20 protein-coding genes are annotated in these 20,832 nt (G+C 50.6%); 17 read left to right on the top strand and 3 right to left on the bottom strand.

The window, feature by feature from the left end; genetic code table 11:
* The first annotated feature begins 15 nt into the window (after positions 1-15).
* Both ACKTT9_RS35365 and ACKTT9_RS35360 read left to right on the top strand, forming a co-directional pair.
* The gene (locus ACKTT9_RS35365; RefSeq protein WP_407869683.1) at positions 16-843 is read left to right on the top strand and encodes an alkaline phosphatase family protein; all 828 of its coding nucleotides are present in this window, start codon (positions 16-18) and stop codon (positions 841-843) included.
* 128 nt (positions 844-971) lie between these two features.
* Entirely contained in the window at positions 972-1,943 is a 972-nt protein-coding gene (locus tag ACKTT9_RS35360; RefSeq protein WP_407869682.1) for a CapA family protein, read from the top strand.
* 923 nt (positions 1,944-2,866) lie between these two features.
* On the opposite strand, the gene ACKTT9_RS35355 is transcribed toward ACKTT9_RS35360, so the two are convergent.
* Positions 2,867-3,763, bottom strand: a complete 897-nt coding sequence (locus ACKTT9_RS35355; RefSeq protein WP_407873177.1) for an IS3 family transposase — start codon at positions 3,761-3,763, stop codon at positions 2,867-2,869.
* A 5-nt stretch (positions 3,764-3,768) separates the two neighbouring features.
* The gene (locus ACKTT9_RS35350; protein WP_127458802.1) at positions 3,769-4,128 is read right to left on the bottom strand and encodes a transposase; all 360 of its coding nucleotides are present in this window, start codon (positions 4,126-4,128) and stop codon (positions 3,769-3,771) included.
* Between the two features lie 686 nt (positions 4,129-4,814).
* Between ACKTT9_RS35350 and ACKTT9_RS35345 the strand changes: the two genes are divergently transcribed.
* The 12 genes from ACKTT9_RS35345 to ACKTT9_RS35290 all read left to right on the top strand — a co-directional run bounded on the left by ACKTT9_RS35345 (position 4,815) and on the right by ACKTT9_RS35290 (position 15,734).
* The gene (locus ACKTT9_RS35345; RefSeq protein ID WP_407869681.1) at positions 4,815-5,543 is read left to right on the top strand and encodes an amino acid ABC transporter ATP-binding protein; all 729 of its coding nucleotides are present in this window, start codon (positions 4,815-4,817) and stop codon (positions 5,541-5,543) included.
* Positions 5,544-5,645: 102 nt separating this feature from the next.
* Positions 5,646-6,521: a glutamate ABC transporter substrate-binding protein gene (locus tag ACKTT9_RS35340; protein ID WP_407869680.1), complete on the top strand. Its 876-nt coding sequence runs from the start codon at positions 5,646-5,648 to the stop codon at positions 6,519-6,521.
* Between the two features lie 61 nt (positions 6,522-6,582).
* On the top strand, positions 6,583-7,233 hold the full coding sequence (locus tag ACKTT9_RS35335) for an amino acid ABC transporter permease (protein ID WP_315952979.1): 651 nt from the start codon (positions 6,583-6,585) through the stop codon (positions 7,231-7,233).
* Positions 7,234-7,237: 4 nt separating this feature from the next.
* A complete protein-coding gene (locus ACKTT9_RS35330; RefSeq protein ID WP_407869679.1) occupies positions 7,238-7,888 on the top strand; it encodes an amino acid ABC transporter permease in 651 nt (216 codons plus the stop codon).
* A gap of 33 nt (positions 7,889-7,921) precedes the next feature.
* Complete coding sequence (locus ACKTT9_RS35325) at positions 7,922-8,683, top strand: TSUP family transporter (RefSeq protein ID WP_407869678.1); 762 nt, start codon at positions 7,922-7,924, stop codon at positions 8,681-8,683.
* Between the two features lie 41 nt (positions 8,684-8,724).
* Positions 8,725-9,978, top strand: coding sequence for a sensor histidine kinase (locus ACKTT9_RS35320; RefSeq protein ID WP_407869677.1), 1,254 nt, complete (start codon positions 8,725-8,727; stop codon positions 9,976-9,978).
* Positions 9,979-9,983: 5 nt separating this feature from the next.
* Positions 9,984-10,886 (top strand): response regulator, encoded by a 903-nt coding sequence (locus ACKTT9_RS35315; RefSeq protein WP_407869676.1) that lies wholly within the window; start codon positions 9,984-9,986, stop codon positions 10,884-10,886.
* An 89-nt stretch (positions 10,887-10,975) separates the two neighbouring features.
* Entirely contained in the window at positions 10,976-11,119 is a 144-nt protein-coding gene (locus ACKTT9_RS35310; RefSeq protein WP_407869675.1) for a hypothetical protein, read from the top strand.
* Positions 11,120-11,237: 118 nt separating this feature from the next.
* Positions 11,238-13,160, top strand: coding sequence for a ribosomal protection-like ABC-F family protein (gene abc-f / locus ACKTT9_RS35305; protein ID WP_407869674.1), 1,923 nt, complete (start codon positions 11,238-11,240; stop codon positions 13,158-13,160).
* Positions 13,161-13,513: 353 nt separating this feature from the next.
* Positions 13,514-14,212 (top strand): pirin family protein, encoded by a 699-nt coding sequence (locus tag ACKTT9_RS35300; RefSeq protein WP_407869673.1) that lies wholly within the window; start codon positions 13,514-13,516, stop codon positions 14,210-14,212.
* 16 nt (positions 14,213-14,228) lie between these two features.
* Positions 14,229-14,558, top strand: coding sequence for a hypothetical protein (locus tag ACKTT9_RS35295; protein ID WP_407869672.1), 330 nt, complete (start codon positions 14,229-14,231; stop codon positions 14,556-14,558).
* 66 nt (positions 14,559-14,624) lie between these two features.
* Positions 14,625-15,734: a nitric oxide synthase oxygenase gene (locus tag ACKTT9_RS35290; protein ID WP_407869671.1), complete on the top strand. Its 1,110-nt coding sequence runs from the start codon at positions 14,625-14,627 to the stop codon at positions 15,732-15,734.
* On the opposite strand, the gene ACKTT9_RS35285 is transcribed toward ACKTT9_RS35290, so the two are convergent.
* Positions 15,616-16,242, bottom strand: a complete 627-nt coding sequence (locus ACKTT9_RS35285) for a hypothetical protein (RefSeq protein WP_407869670.1) — start codon at positions 16,240-16,242, stop codon at positions 15,616-15,618. The two genes, ACKTT9_RS35290 and ACKTT9_RS35285, sit on opposite strands and share 119 nt — an antisense overlap.
* A gap of 516 nt (positions 16,243-16,758) precedes the next feature.
* On the opposite strand from ACKTT9_RS35285, the gene ACKTT9_RS35280 reads away from it, so the two are divergent.
* The 3 genes from ACKTT9_RS35280 (at position 16,759) to ACKTT9_RS35270 (ending at position 20,794) form a co-directional block, all read left to right on the top strand.
* A complete protein-coding gene (locus ACKTT9_RS35280; protein ID WP_407869669.1) occupies positions 16,759-18,552 on the top strand; it encodes a sensor histidine kinase in 1,794 nt (597 codons plus the stop codon).
* Complete coding sequence (locus ACKTT9_RS35275) at positions 18,518-19,327, top strand: response regulator (RefSeq protein ID WP_407869668.1); 810 nt, start codon at positions 18,518-18,520, stop codon at positions 19,325-19,327. The genes ACKTT9_RS35280 and ACKTT9_RS35275 overlap by 35 nt, the downstream gene beginning before the upstream one ends.
* A gap of 108 nt (positions 19,328-19,435) precedes the next feature.
* Positions 19,436-20,794 (top strand): extracellular solute-binding protein, encoded by a 1,359-nt coding sequence (locus ACKTT9_RS35270; RefSeq protein WP_407869667.1) that lies wholly within the window; start codon positions 19,436-19,438, stop codon positions 20,792-20,794.
* Positions 20,795-20,832: the final 38 nt, after the last annotated feature.

Genomic DNA, 20,832 nt, shown 5'->3' with positions numbered 1-20,832 from the left:
GGGAGCGTGAGAACGATGGTATCAAAAAAGGATATCAAACGTGTCATTATTCTAGGTATTGATGGTGCGGGAACATTCATCCGTGAGGCGCAGACCCCTTATTTGGATATTCTGCTTGCGGGAGGCGTGCAAACACACCTGGCTCGCACCGTCTATCCTTCCAACAGCGGGGAATGCTGGGGATCGCTTTTGCATGGTGTCGTGCCGAATCGGCATGAGTCTCATGTACATATTCAAAAGAATCGAAGCTATCCGGTGGATTCCATGGCGCCCTCTATTTTCCGGATATTGCGAGAAGCAAAACCTGATAGTACAATGGCTGCATTCGTTTCATGGAAACCCATTATTACCGGCGTAATTGAAGACATTGAAGGCATGAATAAATACGCCGCTCCGGATGAAGAACTGGTTCCTACTATCGGGGCGTACCTTCGTTCAAATCCGGGAGTGGAGCTCCTGTTCGTTCAGCTGGATGATGTGGATGCTGCCGGCCATCGCCATGGGTATGGTGAGGATTCCACGGAATACCTGAAGGCGATTACGCGTGCTGACAAGCAGATCGGCGAGATCAGCAAAGCGCTGCTGGAGGCGGGGATGCTGGAAGACAGCCTGTTGATCATCACCACCGACCACGGCGGCGGTGGTTTGGATGCCTTCAATCATGGGAGTGACGCGCCGCGGGATATGACCATTTTCTGGGGTTGCCGAGGTCCTGGCATCAATCCGGAGGCCAACTTGTCCAGTCTGTCGATTATGGACACGGCGGCGGTCGCGCTTCATGTGCTTGGCCTGCCGATTCCGAGAGATTGGGATGCCAGGCTGCCGGCGGGATTGCTGGATTAGGGTTGGGGTTGGATTGGGACAGTTCGATGGGGAGCATCGGACTGTCTTTTTGTGCTTTGCTGTGCCGCCCATTTTACAAGCGTCATCTCCTTTTCTTGAATATTGTGCTCAAGAGAGGAGTGAGGGCGTTGATCCAAGTTACGATTGCCGCTGTCGGAGATTTATTGATGAAAAGTGAAATTATTGCTGCAGCCAGAAGGCCGGAAGGGCATGCGTTTGACCCTATTTTCGAAGAGGTTGCTCCCATTTTGAAAGCGCATGATTTGGCATTAGGCAATTTGGAGACGACCTTCTCCGGCAAAAGACTGTTGGGCTCTCCCGGCGTCCGCCCCAAATGCAACTGCCCTAGAGAACGGAGAAATCCAAAAACAGGCCTTCCTGTTTTTAATTGTCCGGATGAGCTGGCAGGTTCGCTGAAAAAGGCGGGGTTCCATGTCCTGACGACAGCCAACAACCATTGTATGGACGGCGGGCGCAGCGGGGTGAAACGAACGTTGCAGGTTCTGGATGCGCACAAGCTTCAGCACACGGGAACGGCACGTTCTGCGAAAGAAGCGCAAGGGCCGCTGATCGTGGATGTGAAAGGCGTGCGTATCGGCATAGTAGCCTATACCGAGAAAACCAATGCCATACCGGTACCGCAGAGGTGGCTAGTTAATCGGTTCAATGCGAATCAGATGAAGGCGGATATTCGGGGGATGAAGGAGAAGGCAGACTTTATCATAGCTTGTCTTCATTTCGGTAAAGAGTATAGAAATTACCCGGATAGCAGCCAGAAAAAATGGATGGAATTCCTGTTCAGGCAAGGTGTGAACGTCGTCTTAGGGGCGCATCCGCATGTGCTTCATCCGGTCACTCAGGCCGTGATGAAAGATAAATACGGCGTAGAACAAACGCGCGTCGCTGCTTCTTCTTTAGGGAATTTTGTATCTTCGAAATTGACGAAGGGGACGAACACGGTTCGGGGCATGATTCTGTCGCTCACCCTGACGAAGCATGACAATGGTCGAACGGACATCAGCGGCGTTGAGCAAATCCCTACCCTTGTGGAGCGGAGAAAGGGGGGGACGACGGCGTACACCGTCGTTCCGGAGAGGTGACGCTGGGTGCGTCACGTGTCTGCGCAAATGTCGTAAAACAAGCTAAACGTAGCGGGGATGGGTAAAGTGTCTCCGCGCTTGGTCTTACCGTTGCTTTTCATCGCTAACGTTTGCCGAATGCGTCACGTGTCTGCGCTAACGTCGTAAAACAAGCTAAACGCTGCGGGAATGGGGCAAAAAGCCACACACTTGGTCTTTAACGTTGCTTTTCATTGCTAACGTATGCCGAATGCGTCACGTGTCTGCGCTAACGTCGTAAAACAAGCTTAACGCAGCGGGGATGGGTAAAGTGTCCCCGCGCTTGGTCTTACCGTTGCTTTTCATCGCTAACGTTTGCCGAATGCGTCACGTGTCTGCGCTAACGTCGTAAAACTAGCTTAACGCTGTGGGGGTGGGTAAAATGCCCCCGCGCTTGTTCAGTAACGTTGCTTTTCATCGCTAACGTTTGCCGAATGCGCCGCTGCACCCCTCTTACATTGCACTTTATGCATCATAAGAGGTGCTCCGCGCCTTAAAACTCGCAGTTCATTGTACTAAGTACAACGAACTTGCCCGAAATGGCTGAAATAAACGACATTTCAGCCCAAAACATTGTACTTTGTACAATATAGAGAGGCGCCGGAGTCAAATTCCGCCTTTATTGTTGCACTTTGTACAACGTAGATAGACCGTCAGGCTGAATGCCTAACGGTCTTTTTTCCTTTTGCTATAGCTACCCCCTGCAAAGGGAACTACAAGCCGCTATTTGTTCCAAATCGGCTGTTTTCTGCAGTTGAGCGGAACTACAGGGTCTTATCCGCTTCCTCGTTGTTGCCATTCCGCTTAAATCGGTCAGACCCCCTAATTCCGGAGAGTTGTTAGCGAAAGTAACGTTGCTCTTAGAAATCCTTTGTTTCTTTCTTCTTTCCGTTCGTTTTCTTCTTTTAGACGGCTCGAATGTAGTCGGCTAACTGATCCGGGTGGGCACTTGCCCACTGCATGAATGCAGCTGGGGATCGTTTACCAAGGTTTTGGTGCATGCGTCTATTGTTATAGAAATTAACGTACGTTTCAACGGCGTCGTATGCTTCCTGGAATGTACCAAAAACCTCTTTCGTGAGTAAATCTCGCTCCAGTGTTGCGTGAAAAGATTCAATGTAGGCATTCATATTTGGCGTCTTTGGCGGTATTCGCTCATGCGTAATCTTCTCGTCTTCACAGAGCTCGCCGAATGCTTTGCTAACGAATTGCGGACCGTTGTCCGTGCGTATGATGGGCATTTCCTCAACATCTGTTAAACGTAAACGTAGGGCAGTTCTTACTGCTTGACAGACCTGCTTTGCGTCGCAGCTAGAGCCCAGATGGTATCCTACGATACTGCGGTCAAACACATCAATGATGCCCGCCATGTAAAAGAACTGGTCATAACCTGCCACATAGCCGTACTTAATGTCGAGCTGCCAGAGTTGGTTTGAACGTTTGATCGTGTGGTTACGAGCCAGTTTCCGTGGATAATGAATCTTCTTTCGCCGCTGCGGATGAAGGATGCCAAGCTTCTTGCATAGGCGGTACGTTTTCTTCTTGTTGATGACCAGATTGTGTTGGATACGCAAGCATTCATTCAGCATCAAGTAGCCATAGCTATGCTCTTCACCGGAAACGAGTTCCATCAGCCATTCTTCGATCTGCTCATCACTGACGGCTTCACCTGAGTGCGTAAAAGAGTAATTTGTCACGGGTCTACCAGGAAGTACTGCGATTGTTTTCTTCGTCGTGGTTCGTTGCTCGGACTTTCTCCTGTCGTAGTACGTCGAAGAAGCGACTCCAGTAAGTTCTAGTATTGTAACTACCGCGTTTCCCTGCCCAATAAACGTTTGTGCAACGTGGAGTCGATCACTGAGGCAGGGCTCGTCTTTTTTACGAGCTCACGCAGAACTTCATTCTCAAGTTCCTTTTCCCCCAATGCTTTTAAAGCTCGATTGTATTTTTCTTCAAGCTCAGCCAATCGTTTGGAGTCGTTAATGCGTTCGTCGATCGTAGGTAGGGCGTCTGCTCCAAATTCATCTTGAAACTCTTTTACCCAGTTTCGAATGGTCTTTGGTGAGACGTCATACTTCCTTGCAAGAACTCCAACTTTAATTCCGGCTAAAGCTTCTTGCGCCACTTTGTTACGAACATCTTTGAATGCGTTGTTTCGTTGTCTCATTCCGTTCAGCCCCCTTTATTTAATAGTACCTCATTTCCCTAGGTACTCTCCAATTCAATTAGGGGTCTAAACAGAAATCGGCGAAATAGAGGACCATAGTTCCCTCCAGGCTGCCACATCGCAATTTTCCAGACAAATAGAGGATCGTAGTTCCCATCATTCAGCCTCCGCACTATAATCACAGCCGCCCGCCTAGGCGAAGCCCCCACCGGCCGTAGTCTCGTTCGCGGCCGCCGCGTCTCCGCCGTCCCGCCCCGCGCTCCACCGCCACCGCGTCTCCACCGTCCCGCCCCGCGCTCCACCACCACCGCGTCTCCGCCGTCCCGCCCCGCGCTCCACCGCCACCGCGTCTCCACCGTCCCGCCCCGCGCTCCACCACCACCGCGTCTCCACCGTCCCGCCCCGCGCTCCACCACCACCGCGTCTCCGCTGTCCCGCCCCGCGCTCCACCGCCATCGCGTCTTCGCCGTCCCCACCACAACCCCCACTGTTTCACCCACCGATGAGACGGTTAAGCATACTATAGGCCGGCACCCCGCCTTAACAAAAATTTCAAATCTTTTTTCTGTCCCATGTCGGATTGTATAAGATTCCATAGTTTGACATTAAGATTTAAAGACATCAAGTGTAAGTTAACATGACAAATAGTTTACATGGTTAAGCTTTTAAGTGAAGGGGGGGTTCCATTGATCTCATTCCAGCAAGTAGAGAAGCATTACGGCGATTTTCATGTGCTCAAGGGAATTGATCTTCAGGTCCAGCAGGGGGAAGTTGTCGTCGTCGTCGGTCCGTCAGGTTCAGGCAAAAGTACGCTGCTCAGATGCATCAATCGACTGGAAACGATCACCAGCGGCGAACTGACCGTGAACGAGCGTAAAGTCAGCGACAGAAAGACGGATATCAATAAGCTGCGCCGTGACATTGGGATGGTCTTCCAGCATTTTAATCTGTATCCGCATAAAAAAGTCATCGATAACATCACGCTTGCGCCCATGAAGGTGCTCGGCCTACCGAAGAAGGAAGCGGAAGAAACGGCGATGTACTACCTTGAGAAGGTAGGCATTCAGGACAAAGCCGGGAGTTATCCCTCGCAACTTTCGGGCGGTCAGCAGCAACGGGTAGCGATAGCCAGAGGGCTGGCGATGAAGCCGAAAATTATGCTCTTCGACGAACCGACATCGGCGCTGGATCCAGAGATGGTGGGCGAGGTGCTGGACGTCATGAAGGCGCTGGCGCATGATGGAATGACGATGGTTGTGGTCACGCACGAGATGGGCTTTGCCCGGGAAGTGGCGGATCGCGTTGTTTTTATGGATAAAGGGCAAATCGTCGAAGAATCGCCTCCAGAGGAGTTTTTCGTCAATCCGAAAGAAGAGCGGGCACGACTATTTCTCAACCGCGTTCTCAATCACTAATAATCGTTCTGCGTCACTAACCTCGCGTTTTGAATCACTAATATTTGTTCTGAATCACTAATCCCGCGTTCTAAACCACTAATAATGAGGAGATGAACTTATATGATAGCTAAAAAGTGGAATTTTATCGTGATGTTAACAGCCGTATTCGCATTGGCAGGGTGTGCTTCAACATCCACAACGGGAGGCGCATCCAGTACGCCAGCAGGTTCGCCAGCAGCAAGTGCGAGCGCGCCAAGCACGGCCAAGCCGGCAGGAGGGGCATCGGTTCTCGATGAGATCAAGAGCAGAGGCAAGCTGGTCGTTGGCGTCAAATACGATACGAAGCTGTTCGGCTTGAAAAATCCGACAGGCGGCGAAGTCGAAGGCTTCGACGTGGACATCGCCAAAGCGCTGGCGAAGGAAATTCTCGGCGATGAGAAGAAAATCGAGCTGAAGGAAGTAACATCCAAGACGCGTATCCCGATGCTCGACAACAAGGAGATTGACATGATTGTCGCCACGATGACGATCACGGACGAGCGCAAGAAGCAGGTTGAATTCTCCGATGTTTATTTTAAAGCGGGACAGTCCCTGCTTGTGAAGAAAGGCAGCCCGATCAAATCGGTTGCCGATATTAAAAAAGGCACCAAAGTACTGGCGGTAAAAGGCGCTACATCCGTTGGAAACATTAAAGCCAAAGCACCGGAGGCAACGGTACTGGAGTTCGATAATTACCAAGATGCCTTCAGCGCCCTCAAAGCGGGGCAAGGGGACACGCTGACCACAGATAATGCGATCCTCTACGGCATGGTGGCGCAGGATCCGAACTTTGCCGTCGTCGGTGAGCCGTTCACGGATGAGCCTTACGGCATCGCGATGAAAAAAGGCGAAACAGCGCTTCAAACCGTGGTCAACGACAGCCTGAAGAAGCTGCAATCAAACGGCGAATACGACAAGCTTTATAAGAAGTGGATCGGCGAGGCGCCATCCAAATAACCAAGATCAGATGGGTGGCCGCAAGCTGCCCATTTTCTGTCTATGAGGGGGGCACAAGCCGATGCCGGATTTCTCAATTTTCACCGACCATATTGATATCTTTATGAAGGGCTTTGTTAACACCATCTGGGCTAGTCTCATTGCTTTAATCGGCAGTTTTATTCTGGGGACGCTAATCGCCATATGCCGGATCTCTTCGGTAAAACCCCTGCAGTGGGTAGGTACGGCTTACGTGGAGTTCATTCGAAACATTCCGCTATTGCTCGTCGTTTTTGTCTTTTTTTATGGTTTGCCTTCCCTTGGCGTTACCTTGAGCGGCTTCGTATGCGGAACCTTGGGGCTGACGGTGTACACGGCAGCTTTCATCGCCGAGGCGATCCGCGCCGGCATTATGTCAGTGCCGCTCGGTCAATCGGAAGCTGCAAGGTCCTCCGGGCTGACCTACGGACAAGCGATGTGGCATGTCGTCCTTCCGCAAGCGATCAAAATCGTCATACCGCCACTGAGCAACCAGTTTATTAACCTGGTTAAGAATTCGTCGGTGCTAGGGGTGTTTGCGGGCCTTGATCTTATGTATTTCGGGGATATGATAGCCAGCGAGACGTACGCCACATTTGATACGTATATTTTCGTCGCTGTTCTTTACTTGCTCTTAACGCTGCCGTTAAGCTACGGCGCCTTGTATCTGGAACGTAAGCTGGCGAGGGGGTGAATGAATGGATATTTTGCATGCTTTCTCAGTGGATAATATGAGATTTATTCTCGAAGGATTTTACATGACGCTAAAAGTTGCCTTGATTTCCATCATTCTTAGCTTTCTTGTAGGCTGCATCGTGGGAACGATTCGTTATACGAAGCTGCCCATCGTTTCACCTATTTTAGGCATAGCCGTAGAGCTGCTTCGCAACTTGCCGCTGCTGCTAATCATTTTTTTCGCCCGATTTGCCCTGCCGGATGTCGGCATTAAGCTTGGCCCGATGAATGCGACGATTGTGGCGCTAACGCTTTTTGAAGGGGCGATGATTGCAGAAATTGTGCGAAGCGGGCTCACTTCCATCGACAAAGGGCAGATCGAAGCCGCCCGTTCTTCCGGGTTAAGCTATGTCCAAACCCTTTGGCATATCGTGATTCCACAAGGGCTTCGCCGTATGGTTCCTCCGCTGGTCAGCCAGTTTATCTCCTTGCTCAAAGATACATCTCTTGCCATTGTTATTTCCTTGCCTGAACTGATGCATCATGCGAAAATAGTAATTGGACAAAGTTATAGCTATACCTTACCAATTCTGTTTGTCGTGGCTGTGCTTTATTTTGCAGTCAATTATGCATTATCGTTAGCGGCGCGAAGATTTGAAGCGAGAATGGTGTAGAGAATTTGAGCGGAAAGAGGAGTTATTGACATCATGTTACACTTGAGTTGGGAAATGTTATTGTTCGTCATCATTGGAGGGTTTGTGGCTGCCTATGTCGATTCGGTCGTGGGAGGCGGGGGATTGATCGCTTTGCCTGTTCTTCTGGCAACGGGATTGCCACCGGCTATTGCGCTGGGAACGAATAAACTGGCTGGCACAATGTCGTCGCTGACGAGCACCGTTTCCTTTATGCGTTCAGGCAATATCGATTTCAAAGCAGTAAAAGGCTTATTCTTTTTATCTTTAACAGGAGCCGTTTGCGGAACGATGGTACTTAGGCAAATTCCTTCGGATTTTCTTAAGCCGTTGGTCGTCGTCATGCTGATCCTGATCACCATTTACACGCTTTTTCGGAAAAATTGGGGGAGCAGCTCGACGTTCCGCCAGTATTCGACCAAGACAGCCCTTCTCATGGGAGGTGCCGCTTTCGGCTTAGGCTTTTATGACGGCTTTTTTGGACCGGGTACGGGTTCCTTTCTTATATTCGTTTTTCTTATGTTAGGTTTTGACTTTGTGAAAGCAGCTGGAAACGCCAAAATGCTGAATTTTGGAAGTAATATAGCAAGCTTGGCTACGTTCATGGTGTTGGGTTCCATCAACTACGGAATCGGGATTCCGATGGGGATCGCGATGATTTGCGGCTCTTTGTTAGGCTCCCGTATGGCAATTCGCAAAGGTTCAGCGTATGTGCGCCCTTTATTTCTTACCGTATGTATACTTCTAATTAGCAAGCAGATATGGGATTTAATCTAGGAGGTGATCGGCTGGGACGCTTGAAAAATGAAGGGCTACAAATGATTCTCATCGCCATTGTGACAGCAATTGCTGGCGAGTTCAAAATAACGCCCTTCAGCGGCGAAGTGTTTCGGATCGGTCTTGGGAGCAGCACCTTTCTTCTGTGCCTGCTTTTGCTCAAACATCTGCCTTATATCTATACAGGCCTTATTACCGGCATTACCGTTTTACTGTTTCGCTCCATAGAGGCGGGGATCATGACGCACGGAGCTGTATCGCTTGGCTGGAGCATGCAGACCCATTTGCCTGCGATGCTATACTATATAACTTTTGCCGTGGGCATGAGCTCGATAAAGCAGAAAGTGGGGAAATTCCATCCCCTCGTGCTTGGCGTATTCTTATCGCTTATTGATCTCATGTCCAATGAGATTGAGCTGCTGGCGCGCAGCGTCATTTTCGATACACCCTACAAGTTTTCACAGCAGTTAGTGTATATTTCGGTAACTGCCCTTGTAAGAAGCTACTTTGTAGTAGGCATCTACAGCAGCGTAACCATTCATCAGATGAGAGTCCTCCACAGTGAGCAGCAGAAGCGGATGGAGCAGATGTTGAATACGAACAGCGGACTATATGGCGAGGTGTTCTACCTGCGTAAGTCCATGGAAACGATTGAGCAGCTGACAGCCAAAAGCCACAATTTATACGAAAGAGTGAATGGCTCGGGACTGAAGAGTTATGCCCGCACGATTTTGGAAATCACGCAACAGATCCATGAGGTGAAAAAAGACTCACAGCGCATCCTTGCCGGCTTATTAAAGCTGTTTGACCGGGAATTCGCCTCGAATATGAGGCTGGCGGAAATTATCGAGTTCGCGATAAAATCCAATCTTGGCTACAGCGGGATGATCGGCAAACGGATTCAATTCACCACTGATTTGCGCATCAATTACGATTCGGATCACTATCTTCCTCTGCTGACGGTTATGAATAATCTGTTGTCCAACAGTGTAGAGGCGATCGAAGATCAGGGGACGATTCACGTAAGTGCATACGGACGCGGCGCTGAAACGATTCTGACGGTCTCGGATACGGGAACGGGGATTGCTGATCTGGAGAAAGATATGATTTTCGAGCCTGGTTTCACGACGAAATTCAATCAGGAAGGTTTTGCTGCAACCGGCATCGGGCTTTCTCACGTACGGGATATTGTTCATTCCTTAGGCGGGGATATTCATTTGCGTTGTGATGAGCCTGGCTCTCAGACAACTTTTGTGATCACCTTATTGACCGATACGTTGAAAAAAGGAGCGTAGAGATCATGCTGTCTTTCGGAATTGTGGACGATGATGCGGTAAGCAGGCTGATGCTGCACAAAATTATTGAAAAAGGTGGATTAGGTGAAGTCGTAGGAACGGCAGGCAGCGGGAGCGAAGGGGAAAAAGTGCTGCTCGAAACGTCCCCGGATGTCGTTGTCATTGATCTGCTGATGCCGGATCAGGATGGCATTGAGACCATTATTCGGCTCAAGGAGCAAGGTTTTCAAGGCAAATACGTCATGATTTCGCAGATAGAAAATAAAGAGATGATCGGCAAAGCTTACCAGGCCGGCGTCGAATACTATATTCAAAAGCCGATTAACAAAATCGAAGTGGAAGCAGTGCTTTCCAAGGTTAACGAACAATGGAAGATCAGCCGTTCCCTGAAGGAAATTCAGGATTCTTTGACGAAGCTGAGCCTTTTGAACCTCAGTCCGGAGAGCCCTCGTAAAAAGCGCAGTGTACGCGAAGTCGTCCAGCCTATTCTTATGGACATGGGGATTGTCGGGGAGAGCGGAAGCCGGGATGTGACGGACATTATCGAGCATCTGACGAAGCATCATCGAGGTGACGGAATACCGCCACTGAAGGAGCTGTATGAGACGGCGGCTCGGAGCCACAAACTGCAGGAGTCCGATGTGGAGAAGGAAGGGAAAGCCGTCGAGCAGCGTATTCGCCGTGCCGTTATGGCTGCTTTAACCCATATAGCTAGCATAGGTTTGACGGATTACAGCAATCCGAAATTCGAGCATTATGCGCCGCTTTATTTTGAGTTTCAGGATGTCCGTTTGAAGATGAAAGAAATCGATGAGAATTTGAAGTCGGAGAAAAGTAAAATTAACATCAAAAAATTTCTCCAGGTCCTTTATTTGGAAGTCACGGACAAGATGCGAAGCGAGCATTAGGCCCGGAAGATGGGCGTTATGCGGTTGCGAATTGACCGACGGTTATGATATGATTTTGTACATAGTGAAGAAGAGGAGGTGAAGGTAGGATGAATCGAGAGTTTGTGAACAACCGTGTGAGCCAGTTACCTATCGCGATGGCTGGCATCGTTCATGCATCTGCATACAACGGGAGAAGTCTGTCCAAATTTGCTCATACGGCATCACAACTCACGAAAAGACACCTACCTTAACCTCAATCGGATGATCCGCTGAAGGTCGTAGGAATTTTCCTGCGGCCTTTTTTGCTGCGTTCAGAATGTTCGAGATGTTCGGGATGGGGTCTTTCATAACCAAGGAGGATCCTTCACGATGTTAATGATAAATGGTCAAAATATAAAGAAATACCACGGCGCCCAGTTGGTGCTGGCGGACGTTACGTTTGAGATTCACGAAGGTGAACGAATCGGATTGGTCGGACGAAATGGGAGCGGCAAATCGACGTTGCTGCGTCTCATTTCCAAAATGGAAAAGCCGGACGAAGGGCTGCTAACGGTGCGCAAAGATACACGAATCGGTTACTTGGCCCAGATTCCGACAGAATGGGAGAGCAGCACCGTGTACGATGTACTCGCGGCCAGTTTTGCGGAGCTGCTGGAGTGCCGCGCCGCGATGACGGAGCTGGAACAGCGCATGTCAGAGCCTGCTGCGGACGGTCAGCTCGATCAGTTGCTGGGGAGGTATGCGCAGCTGCAGGAGCGTTTTGAGCGGGAAGGCGGATACGAGCTGGACGCCAGAATCGACCAGGTGGCAACAGGACTACGCATTGCCCGCGAGGTATACGAGCGAAGCTTCGCCTCGCTGTCCGGTGGGGAGAAGACGAAGATTGCGCTCGCTTCCCAATTGATCGGCAAACCGGATGTGCTGCTGCTCGATGAGCCGACGAATCATCTTGATTTATTTGGCGTTGAATGGCTGGAAGAGTACTTGACCCATTATGAAGGCGCGTGCTTCATTGTGTCTCATGATCGCTACTTTTTGGATCGAGTCGTCAACAAAATTGTCGAGTTGGAGGACGGAGAGTCTTCGACATATCTGACATCCTATACGGGCTACATGAAGGAGAAAGAAGCCCGACTGCTGCAGCAATTTGCGGATTATCAGGAACAGCAGAAGGTCATCAAGAAAATGAAAGAGACGATCAAACAGCTCATGGAGTGGGGGCGTATCGGAGGGAATGATAAGTTTTTCCGCAGAGCGGCATCGATGCAGAAAGCGTTGGATCGCATGGAGAAGCTGAAGCGCCCTGTTCTTGATCCGAAGTCAGCCGAATTCGGGCTGAAGTTGGATGATCGCTCCGGCAAGCGGGTCATTGTGTTTGATGACGTAAGCAAACGGTACGGGGACAAAGTGCTGCTGCGGCAAGCAAGCGGCTTGCTCGAGTATGGCGAGAAAGTGATGCTTCTGGGGCATAACGGTTCAGGGAAAACGACGCTGCTGAAAATGCTTTTGGGCGAGGTGCAGCCGGATGGCGGCGACCTGCAAATCGGCGCGCGAGTGGACATCGGTTACTTGGCGCAGCAGGAGTACCCCGAGGACCAGAAGAAGACGGTGCTGGCTTACTTTTGCGAGGAAGCGAAGTTGGAAGAAGGGGAAGCTAGAAGCCGGCTCGCCGCTTATCTGTTCTATGGCGCGGATGTTTTCAAGCCGGTTAGCTCCCTCTCAGGCGGAGAATGGACGCGGCTGCGGTTGGCACTGCTCGTGCTGCGCAAGCCGAATCTGCTCATTTTGGATGAGCCGACGAATCATATGGACATAACCTCAAGGGAGGCGCTGGAGGAAGCGCTGGAGGAGTTTCCAGGCACGGTGCTTGCAGTGACGCACGACCGTTACTTCATCAACCGGCTGTCCCAGAAAATCTGGGAGCTGGATCAAGGGCGCCTCACCGTTTATTTGGGCAGCTTTGATGACTACAAAGCGAAAAGCGCGCAGCTGCGCGCGGCGCAGGCGCGCAAGGCGGATGCCGCTTCGGTGACGAAGTCCGCCGGAGCAGGGGTACAGGCAGCGGCGGCCAAGGCGGAGTCTGTTCCGCGCGGGAAGTCACGCAGCACGGCTGCGTTCGCGCGCGAGCGGCTGGAGCGGGACATCGCGGAAGCGGAGGCGCGGCTCGGCGGGCTCGACCAGGCGCTGGAGAATCCGGCGCCTGAGGAGCTGAGCCGACTCTGGGCCGAGCGCGAAGCGGCTCAGGGGGATCTGGATCGGCTGTATGCGGAGTGGATACAGCTTGAAGAATAAGAGGAGGGGAGCCTGCGGGCTCCTCTTTTTTTGTGGCGGCGGGAGAGAGGTGGAACTATGAGCCGCTATTTTGAGGCAAGGCGCCCCCTTGCCCTGTTAAAGGGAACCAGGGGGCGCTATTTCGCTTGTTTGGGCCAATTAGCAGGTGGCTGCTCGCGGATAGGGCCCTGTAGTTCCGCTAGGTCAGCGATATCGGCTGATTTAGCCGAAATAGGGGACCACAGTTCCCCTGAGCTAGCCCACTTGTTCACCATGGCGCCTCTATTTTGCAACCGTTCCGCCACTGTTCTGACATGGAAGTCCATTATTACAATATGATAAGCTTAGAGTACTACATAAAGGAGGCGATAGCTGTGATTCAAGTCTTTCCTGCACATACGCGCAACAGTTCGGATTTGGGATGGCTCAAGGGGTATAAGAGCTTTTCGTTTGGTGATTATTTTGATGAAAATAATACAAGTTTCGGGGTCATGCGTGTTTGCAATTATGATGAAATTGCCGCGGGTCGCGGTTTTGGTCCTCATCCGCACAGCGATATGGAAATTGTCAGCGTCGTTCTCAGCGGAGCTATTAAGCACGAGGATAGTTTAGGAAATGTGGCGATTACGGCAGTTGGCGGCGTTCAGCGTATGTCAGCGGGCAGCGGCGTGATTCATGCCGAATATAATGCTTCGGATTCGGAGCCGCTCAGCTTGTTCCAGCTTTGGTTTATGCCGGCGAAGCGGGGTACGGAGCCGTCCTTCGAGAATGTGACGTATGTACCGGAGGCCATGACGAATGCCTTGCTGCCGGTCGTTACACCTGAAGGCGGCGAACACCAAGCGAAAATCTACCAAGATATGAGCATCTATCTCAGCAAGCTGGAAGCTGGTAAAGAGCTGGTCTTCAATCAGGGTGAGAATCGACGTATTTTCCTTATGGTCATTAGCGGGAAATTAGAGGCCAATCAGGCTCAGCTGGAAACTATGGACAGTGCGCGGATGGAGGCGGAGTCGACACTTGTGCTCCGTGCTGTGGAAGATGCGCATTTCATGTTAATTGATCTGCCATAACAAGGAGGCTGCGGAGATGAAGGAACAATTTTTGGTGAAGCATGCGGTAGGCGGCCGGGCATTTATTGATACAGGTAAGCAGCCGGTTGAGTATACGTGTAAGCAAGTAGAAGAACAATGGGTTTTTACCGTGAAGATTGATAAGGAGCGTATTGCTGAGCTTTTAAAATGGAAAGATGAACTTAATGTTTTTGTTTTTCAAGAGTTTGAGAATCAACCGACACGGAAAGTATGGTTCTATGTTGGCGATGACGCCGTTCATTATTCAGAGGAGCAGGGCGAGTTGACGATTATTGCCGGCTCTCAAATAGCTTATGTACCGGAGCATTTTAGCGCACAATTGTAAGAGATAAGGAGCCCTGAGGCTTGAAAGGCCAAGGGAGTTGCTATGAATCGGAATGGAGTTACACCTATGAATGAAGTGCAGGATGTACAGGATAAACTGTTAGAAAAGGCGGTTCCTTTTATTAGAGAATGTTACGCTGAACTAGGCAAAAGCGAAAGCGAGATGGAAGCTCGCATAGCCGAAATTACCCGTTCCATCGGGTATAAGGGTTTCTATGAGCACACGCTGCAAGAACTGGAGCACGGGGCCAAAATGGCTTGGCGCAACAGTAATCGCTGCATCGGGCGATTGTTCTGGGAGACGCTGACCGTGCAGGATGCCCGTCATGCGGCAACGGAAGATGAGATGGCGGAAGCTCTCTTCCGGCATATTGAGACGGCGACGAATGATGGGAAAATTCGCCCGATGATTACGGTATTTTCACCTGTGCAGGGGGCAGGGGCAACGGCAGGTCCGGGGGCCTTTATTCATAATGCACAGCTAATTCGATATGCAGGTTATGAGACGGAAGATGGCATTGTGGGCGATCCGGCTTCTTTGGAGATCACGGCCATGTGCCAATCTCTCGGGTGGCAGGGAGCGGGGACGCCTTTCGATGTCCTGCCCCTAGTCCTTCAGATGGGGAATAACACGCCGAAATTCTATGAAATTCCGAGCGGACTTGTCAAGGAAGTCGCTATCACGCATCCGGATATCGCGGCAATGGCGGATTTGCGTCTCCAATGGTACGCGGTGCCGATTGTTTCTAACATGTACTTGGAGATCGGAGGCATCCACTACTCGGCGGCTCCTTTCAACGGTTGGTACATGGGTACAGAAATCGGGGCTCGTAACTTCGCTGACGAAGCGCGATATAACATGCTGCCGCGTGTAGCGGAAGTGATGGGGTTAGATACTCGGCGCGACGCTTCCCTCTGGAAGGATCGTGCGCTTGTGGAGTTGAATGTGGCTGTGCTGCATTCTTTCCAGCAGCAGGGCGTAGCCATTGTGGATCATCATACCGCAGCGCGGCAGTTCAAACGGTTCGAGGAGAAAGAGGAAAAGGCGAGCCGAGAGGTCACGGGCGACTGGACGTGGCTGATCCCGCCGCTTTCCCCGGCGACGACGCATATTTTTCACCAGCATTATAGCAATGAAGTGAAGCTTCCCAACTTTTTTTATCGGGATGAAAAGTAGATAAGCGGAGCAGGCGCCTTTGGCGGCCTGCTTTTTTGTTGGCTGCGCTGTATGAGCGTGTTGCGTTAAGCGAACATTGCTCGGCATTCCCGCCTCGCACCAAGTAACCCATCCGCTCAGCCTGCCCGCCGCACTCCAGGTAACCCCTCTGCGCAGCCTGCCAGCCTCGCACCAAGTAACCCATCTGCTCAGCATGATCGCCTCGCACCAAGTAACCCATTTGCGCAGCCTGCCCGCCTCGCTCCAGGTAACCACTCTGCGCAGCCTGCCCGCCTCGCACTAAGTAACCCAACCGCTCAGCCTGCCTGCCTCGCGCTAAGTAACCCAACCGCTCAGTCTGCCCGCCTCGCACCAAGTAACCCAACCGCTCAGCCTGCCCGCCTCGCGCCAAGTAACCCATGAGCTCAGCCTGCCCGCCTCGCACCAAGTAACCCATGAGCTCAGCCTGCCCGCCTCGCACCAGGTAACCCGTCAGCTCAGCCTGCCCGACCCGCGCAATACCCCTCACCCCATGTCTCTGTTGTACTTTCTACAACATAGAACAGCATTAACCCCCACCCCACCACTCTTCATTGCACAAAGTACAATGAATTCAACCCAAATAGCGCAAAAACCGCGCTATTCCACCCAAAACGTTGTACAAAATACAACGTAGAAGGCGACAACGGCCGAACTGAGGCCAAAATGCTGCACAAAGTGCAATTTGGAGTAATTCCAACGAAGTAGCAAAATCCGCCTCAAATACGCAGATTTGACCAGAAGTGAGTGGGTTTTCTCCAATGAAATCACACATTTGGCTTCTCATGAAGCCTCTTCAGTGGATTTCATCCAATGTAGCACGCACATCCGCAGCCCATCTGCTGCGACGCAAGCAGTTATGGCAACTGAACTACCACAATTGAACTGGCACTCAGTCCAGGTCGCCAATTTTAATCTAAGAAAGCTGGTAGGCAATTTCACACGTCTGTAGTATGATTTGGCGAGAAACATGTGCACGAATTCAGACGGAAAAGGGGAACCCCACATGTGGCAGAAGGTGGCTAATTGGAATACACTGCGCAATCAAATGCTGGCCGGCTTCGTATTCGTTATGATCATCGTGCTAATTTGCGCTGGAGCCATTACGTTCAATTCGGTGTCGACCCTCCTGAACACGAAAGCGGAAACACAAATGAAGCAAATCGCCTCGCAAGCGAACGGCAGACTCGAAGCGATCCTCACGCAAATTGACACGCTAACGCTGCAGGCCGTCAATGACGCCTATCTACAGCAGCTGTTTCTTTCTAATGTACAAGGTAAAGAGGTGACCTTTAGCGAGCGGCAGGCGTTATCGAAAATTGCCAATCATATACAAGCTTATAGCGGTGTAAGCAATGTGGAGCTGTACACCACGGGTTTTGTACGGTTGTTCCCACTGGATGATCAAAAAATGTCCGATCGGGTGGACAACCATTGGATCGAGCAGGCGGACAAGGAGAAAGGGAAGCTGGTCTGGATTGGGAACGATCCAAAGGAACCCGGCACGGTTCTGGCGATTCGAAGGGTCAATTTAATTGACCGTTGGTTTTCGAATGGCGGTTATTTGCTTGTCCGAATTAACAGCAGTTATTTTGATTTTCAGAAACAGTTAACGGATACAGGCAGCCACCAGGAATTGTTGGTGCTTGCAGACAGCTCAGGAACACCAATCATACCAGATGGTGAAGTTACGGACGGTGTGGGCGAGTTAATGCAGACCTCCTCTCAGACGGTAACGATCAAACAGAAACGCTACATTTTGGTGAAGCAGCCATCGGAACAAACCGGTTGGACGCTTATGATTTTGTATCCGGTCAGCGATATTACCGATGGGATTTCCGTTCTGCGCTGGGCCATTATCGTATCCGGGGCGATTGGGTCGGTGTTGTTCATTATTCTTTCATTTTTGCTCTCGATGATGATTACTCGGCCCATTCTAAGGCTTATGAGAGCTATGAGAAATACACGGCAAGGCGTGCTGACGCCGAATCTTACGAAAACGTATACAACAGAGCTGAACGATTTGAATATGACCTATAACCAAATGGTAGACAATATCAACGGACTCATTAAACTGGTGTATGAAAAAGAGGTCATCCAAAGCCGCACAGAACTGCAAGCGCTTCAAGCGCAGATTGATCCGCATTTTTTATACAATACACTGGAAGCTTTGTACTGGTCTTTGCAGGATAAAGATGAGGAGGAACTCGCTGATCTTGTTGTTGCGATGTCGGATTTGTTCCGCTATGTCATCGGCAGCCCCAATAAGGATGAATGGGTGTCGATGGGAGAGGAATTGGAGCACATTAAGCGGTATTTGAGCATTATGGGTGTGAGGTTCGGCTCTCGCCTGGTCTGGGAAATCAACATTGACGATGCGTACAATCATGTTCTCATCCCCAAACTATTGATTCAGCCTCTCGTGGAAAATGCGATCTTACACGGTTTAGAAGGAAAAACGGATCCTGGTCTCATCACGATCCGCGTAGAGCCTTCACCTTTGGAAGCTGCGGAGCTGCGAATCACGGTCAGCGATGACGGACCGGGCATGAGCGAGCAGAAGCTCCAAGCCGTCAAGGATGCGATGGAACGCGGCGGTGCACCGTCGGGCAAAGGAAAGGGCATGGCGATTTCCAATGTCCAGCGCCGCATTCAATTATATTATCCGGCACTGGCAGAGGGCAGTAGAGGTTTGTCCATCCATAGTATTCCGCGAGAAGGGACAAGCGTCAGCTTCGACATTCCGATTCATAAGGAGGATAACGATGATTCCACCAAGCAAAACCATACTGATCGTTGATGATGAGCCGCTAACGAGAGAAGGCATCCGCAAAACGCTCGAAGCCTGGTCGATCGGCCGCTATCATATCTTAAGCAGCAGCAACGGAACTGAAGCGCTGGAAGTGCTGAATACCCGCCCGGTACATCTGCTTATCACCGATATTCGCATGCCGGAGATCAGTGGATTGCAAGTTGTAGAGGACTCGCGCAATACAGGGCATAAGCCTGTCGTTATCGTCATCTCGGGGCATCCCGATTTCCAATATGCTCAAACAGCCATTCAGCTAGGGGTTGTAAACTATTTGCTAAAGCCGATCAAAAAGAGCAAGCTCCTCGAAGCTGTCGAGCAGGCGCTGCAGATTGAAGAAGAACGCGGGCGCGTGGAAACGATGGAGAAAATGGTCGATTCCCGGCTCATGCAGGCGAAAACCGTCTCCATGAACTATAGTCCTCCAGTCAGGCAAGCCGTGCTCTACGTAGAGGAGCATCTCCAGGAACCTCTCGGTATGAGCGAGGTGGCAGGGCACATCCATTTGAATCCGAGCTATTTTAGCGCTCTTTTTAAGGAGCAGACAGGTTTCACTTTCAGTGAATATGTTACGAGGAGCCGGATTCAGAAAGCGAAGGAACTGCTTTTGCAAACCAGACTGACGATTGCGGACATTTCCGAACAGGTCGGGTACCAGACATCGAAGTATTTTATTAAACTGTTCAAAGATTATGAAGGTATCAGCCCGAATCAATACCGCAAGCAGGCGAATGAGAACGAAGAGAACATGGAAACCCAAAATTAGAAACCCAAAAATAGTGGTATATTTCCCGATAGCCGTTACTCCCTGCCGTCGTAATGAAAGCGCTACAATAATACTCGTAGCAAACATAGTTTAAGGGGGAAACAACGCATGGCAAGAAAAACGCTTACATGGACGATGACGACGATGCTTAGTCTCGGTTTGGTTCTATCCGGGTGCTCCAGTTCTACGACAGAGAGCGCCAGCTCACCGCAGCCTGCCAAAGAAACAGCCAAGGCAGCCGCAGAAAGCGCGCAACCAGCTAAGAAAGTAACGATCAAAATGATGCACCTCTGGCCGACCGGTAACTCCGCAACGCAAAACAAAATTGTAAACGATATCATTAAAGAGTATCAAACAGCAAATCCGAATGTGACGATTGAACAAGAAGTGCTTGAGAATGAGCAATATAAAAATAAAATGAAGGTCCTGTCCACTTCCAACGCATTACCGGATGTAGGCTTCACTTGGGCTGCAGGCTACATGGATCCTTATGTAAAAGGCGACATGTTCGCTCCGCTAGACGACCTGCTGCAAGGTGATTTGAAGGATAAATTCGTTAACGGAACGACGAACGCCTATGCTTTTGGCGGCAAAACCTACGGGCTTCCCGTGGAACTGAACATCGTGCCGGTGTACTACAATAAAGCGATTTTCGCGAAATACAACCTGCAAGTGCCGAAAACCTATGATGAATTTAAAAATGTGGTTAAAACGCTCAGCTCCAACGGTGTTGCCCCAATCGCGCTAGGGAACAAGGACCGCTGGACCGGCTCCCTATGGTACATGTACCTGGCGGACCGCATCGGCGGACCGGAAACATTGAAGAAAGCCATTGACCGCACCGGTTCATTCAATGATCCTGGCCTGGTTCGCGCAGCTTCCGAAATTACCCAATTGGTTGATATGAACGGGTTCAACAAAGGCTTCAATGGACTTTCCAATGATGAGGGCAAAGCTGAATTCATGAACAGCAAAGCGGCGATGTACATGATGGGAACATGGGAACTGCCGAATTACACAACGAATAAAGATGTTCCACAAGCGTTCAAGGATCAAATCGGCTTCTTTAAATTCCCGACCGTCGATGGCGGCAAAGGAAACCTGGACAGCTGGGTTGGCGGACCGGGCGTAGGCTTGTTCGTTGCCAATAACTCGAAGGTCAAAGAGGAGTCCAAGAAATTCGTTTCCTTCTTCGTTCAGAAGTGGGGCGAGCACGCGATTTCCGAAGCGGGTGTGATCCCGGCGACGAAAGTAGATACTTCCAAGGTGAAATTACCGCAAATGTACATTGACTTGTTAAATGAACTTAATAAAGCAAGCAACATCACGTTGTTCGCTGACGTACAGATGAAACCGGCTTCCGCAGAAGTTCACCTGAACATGATTCAAGCGTTGTTCGGCAAAGCAGTCACACCGGAAGAGTTTGCGAAAAAGCATGAAGAAGCCTTGGCCAAAGAAGGTAAGTAACCACATGAATCGAGTGGGAAGGGCATACCCCGACGCGC

The sequence above is a fragment of the Paenibacillus sp. P36 genome (genome assembly GCF_045866505.1).
Lineage (GTDB): Bacteria > Bacillota > Bacilli > Paenibacillales > NBRC-103111 > Paenibacillus_E > Paenibacillus_E chondroitinus.
This window is presented reverse-complemented; position numbering and strand designations above follow the sequence as displayed.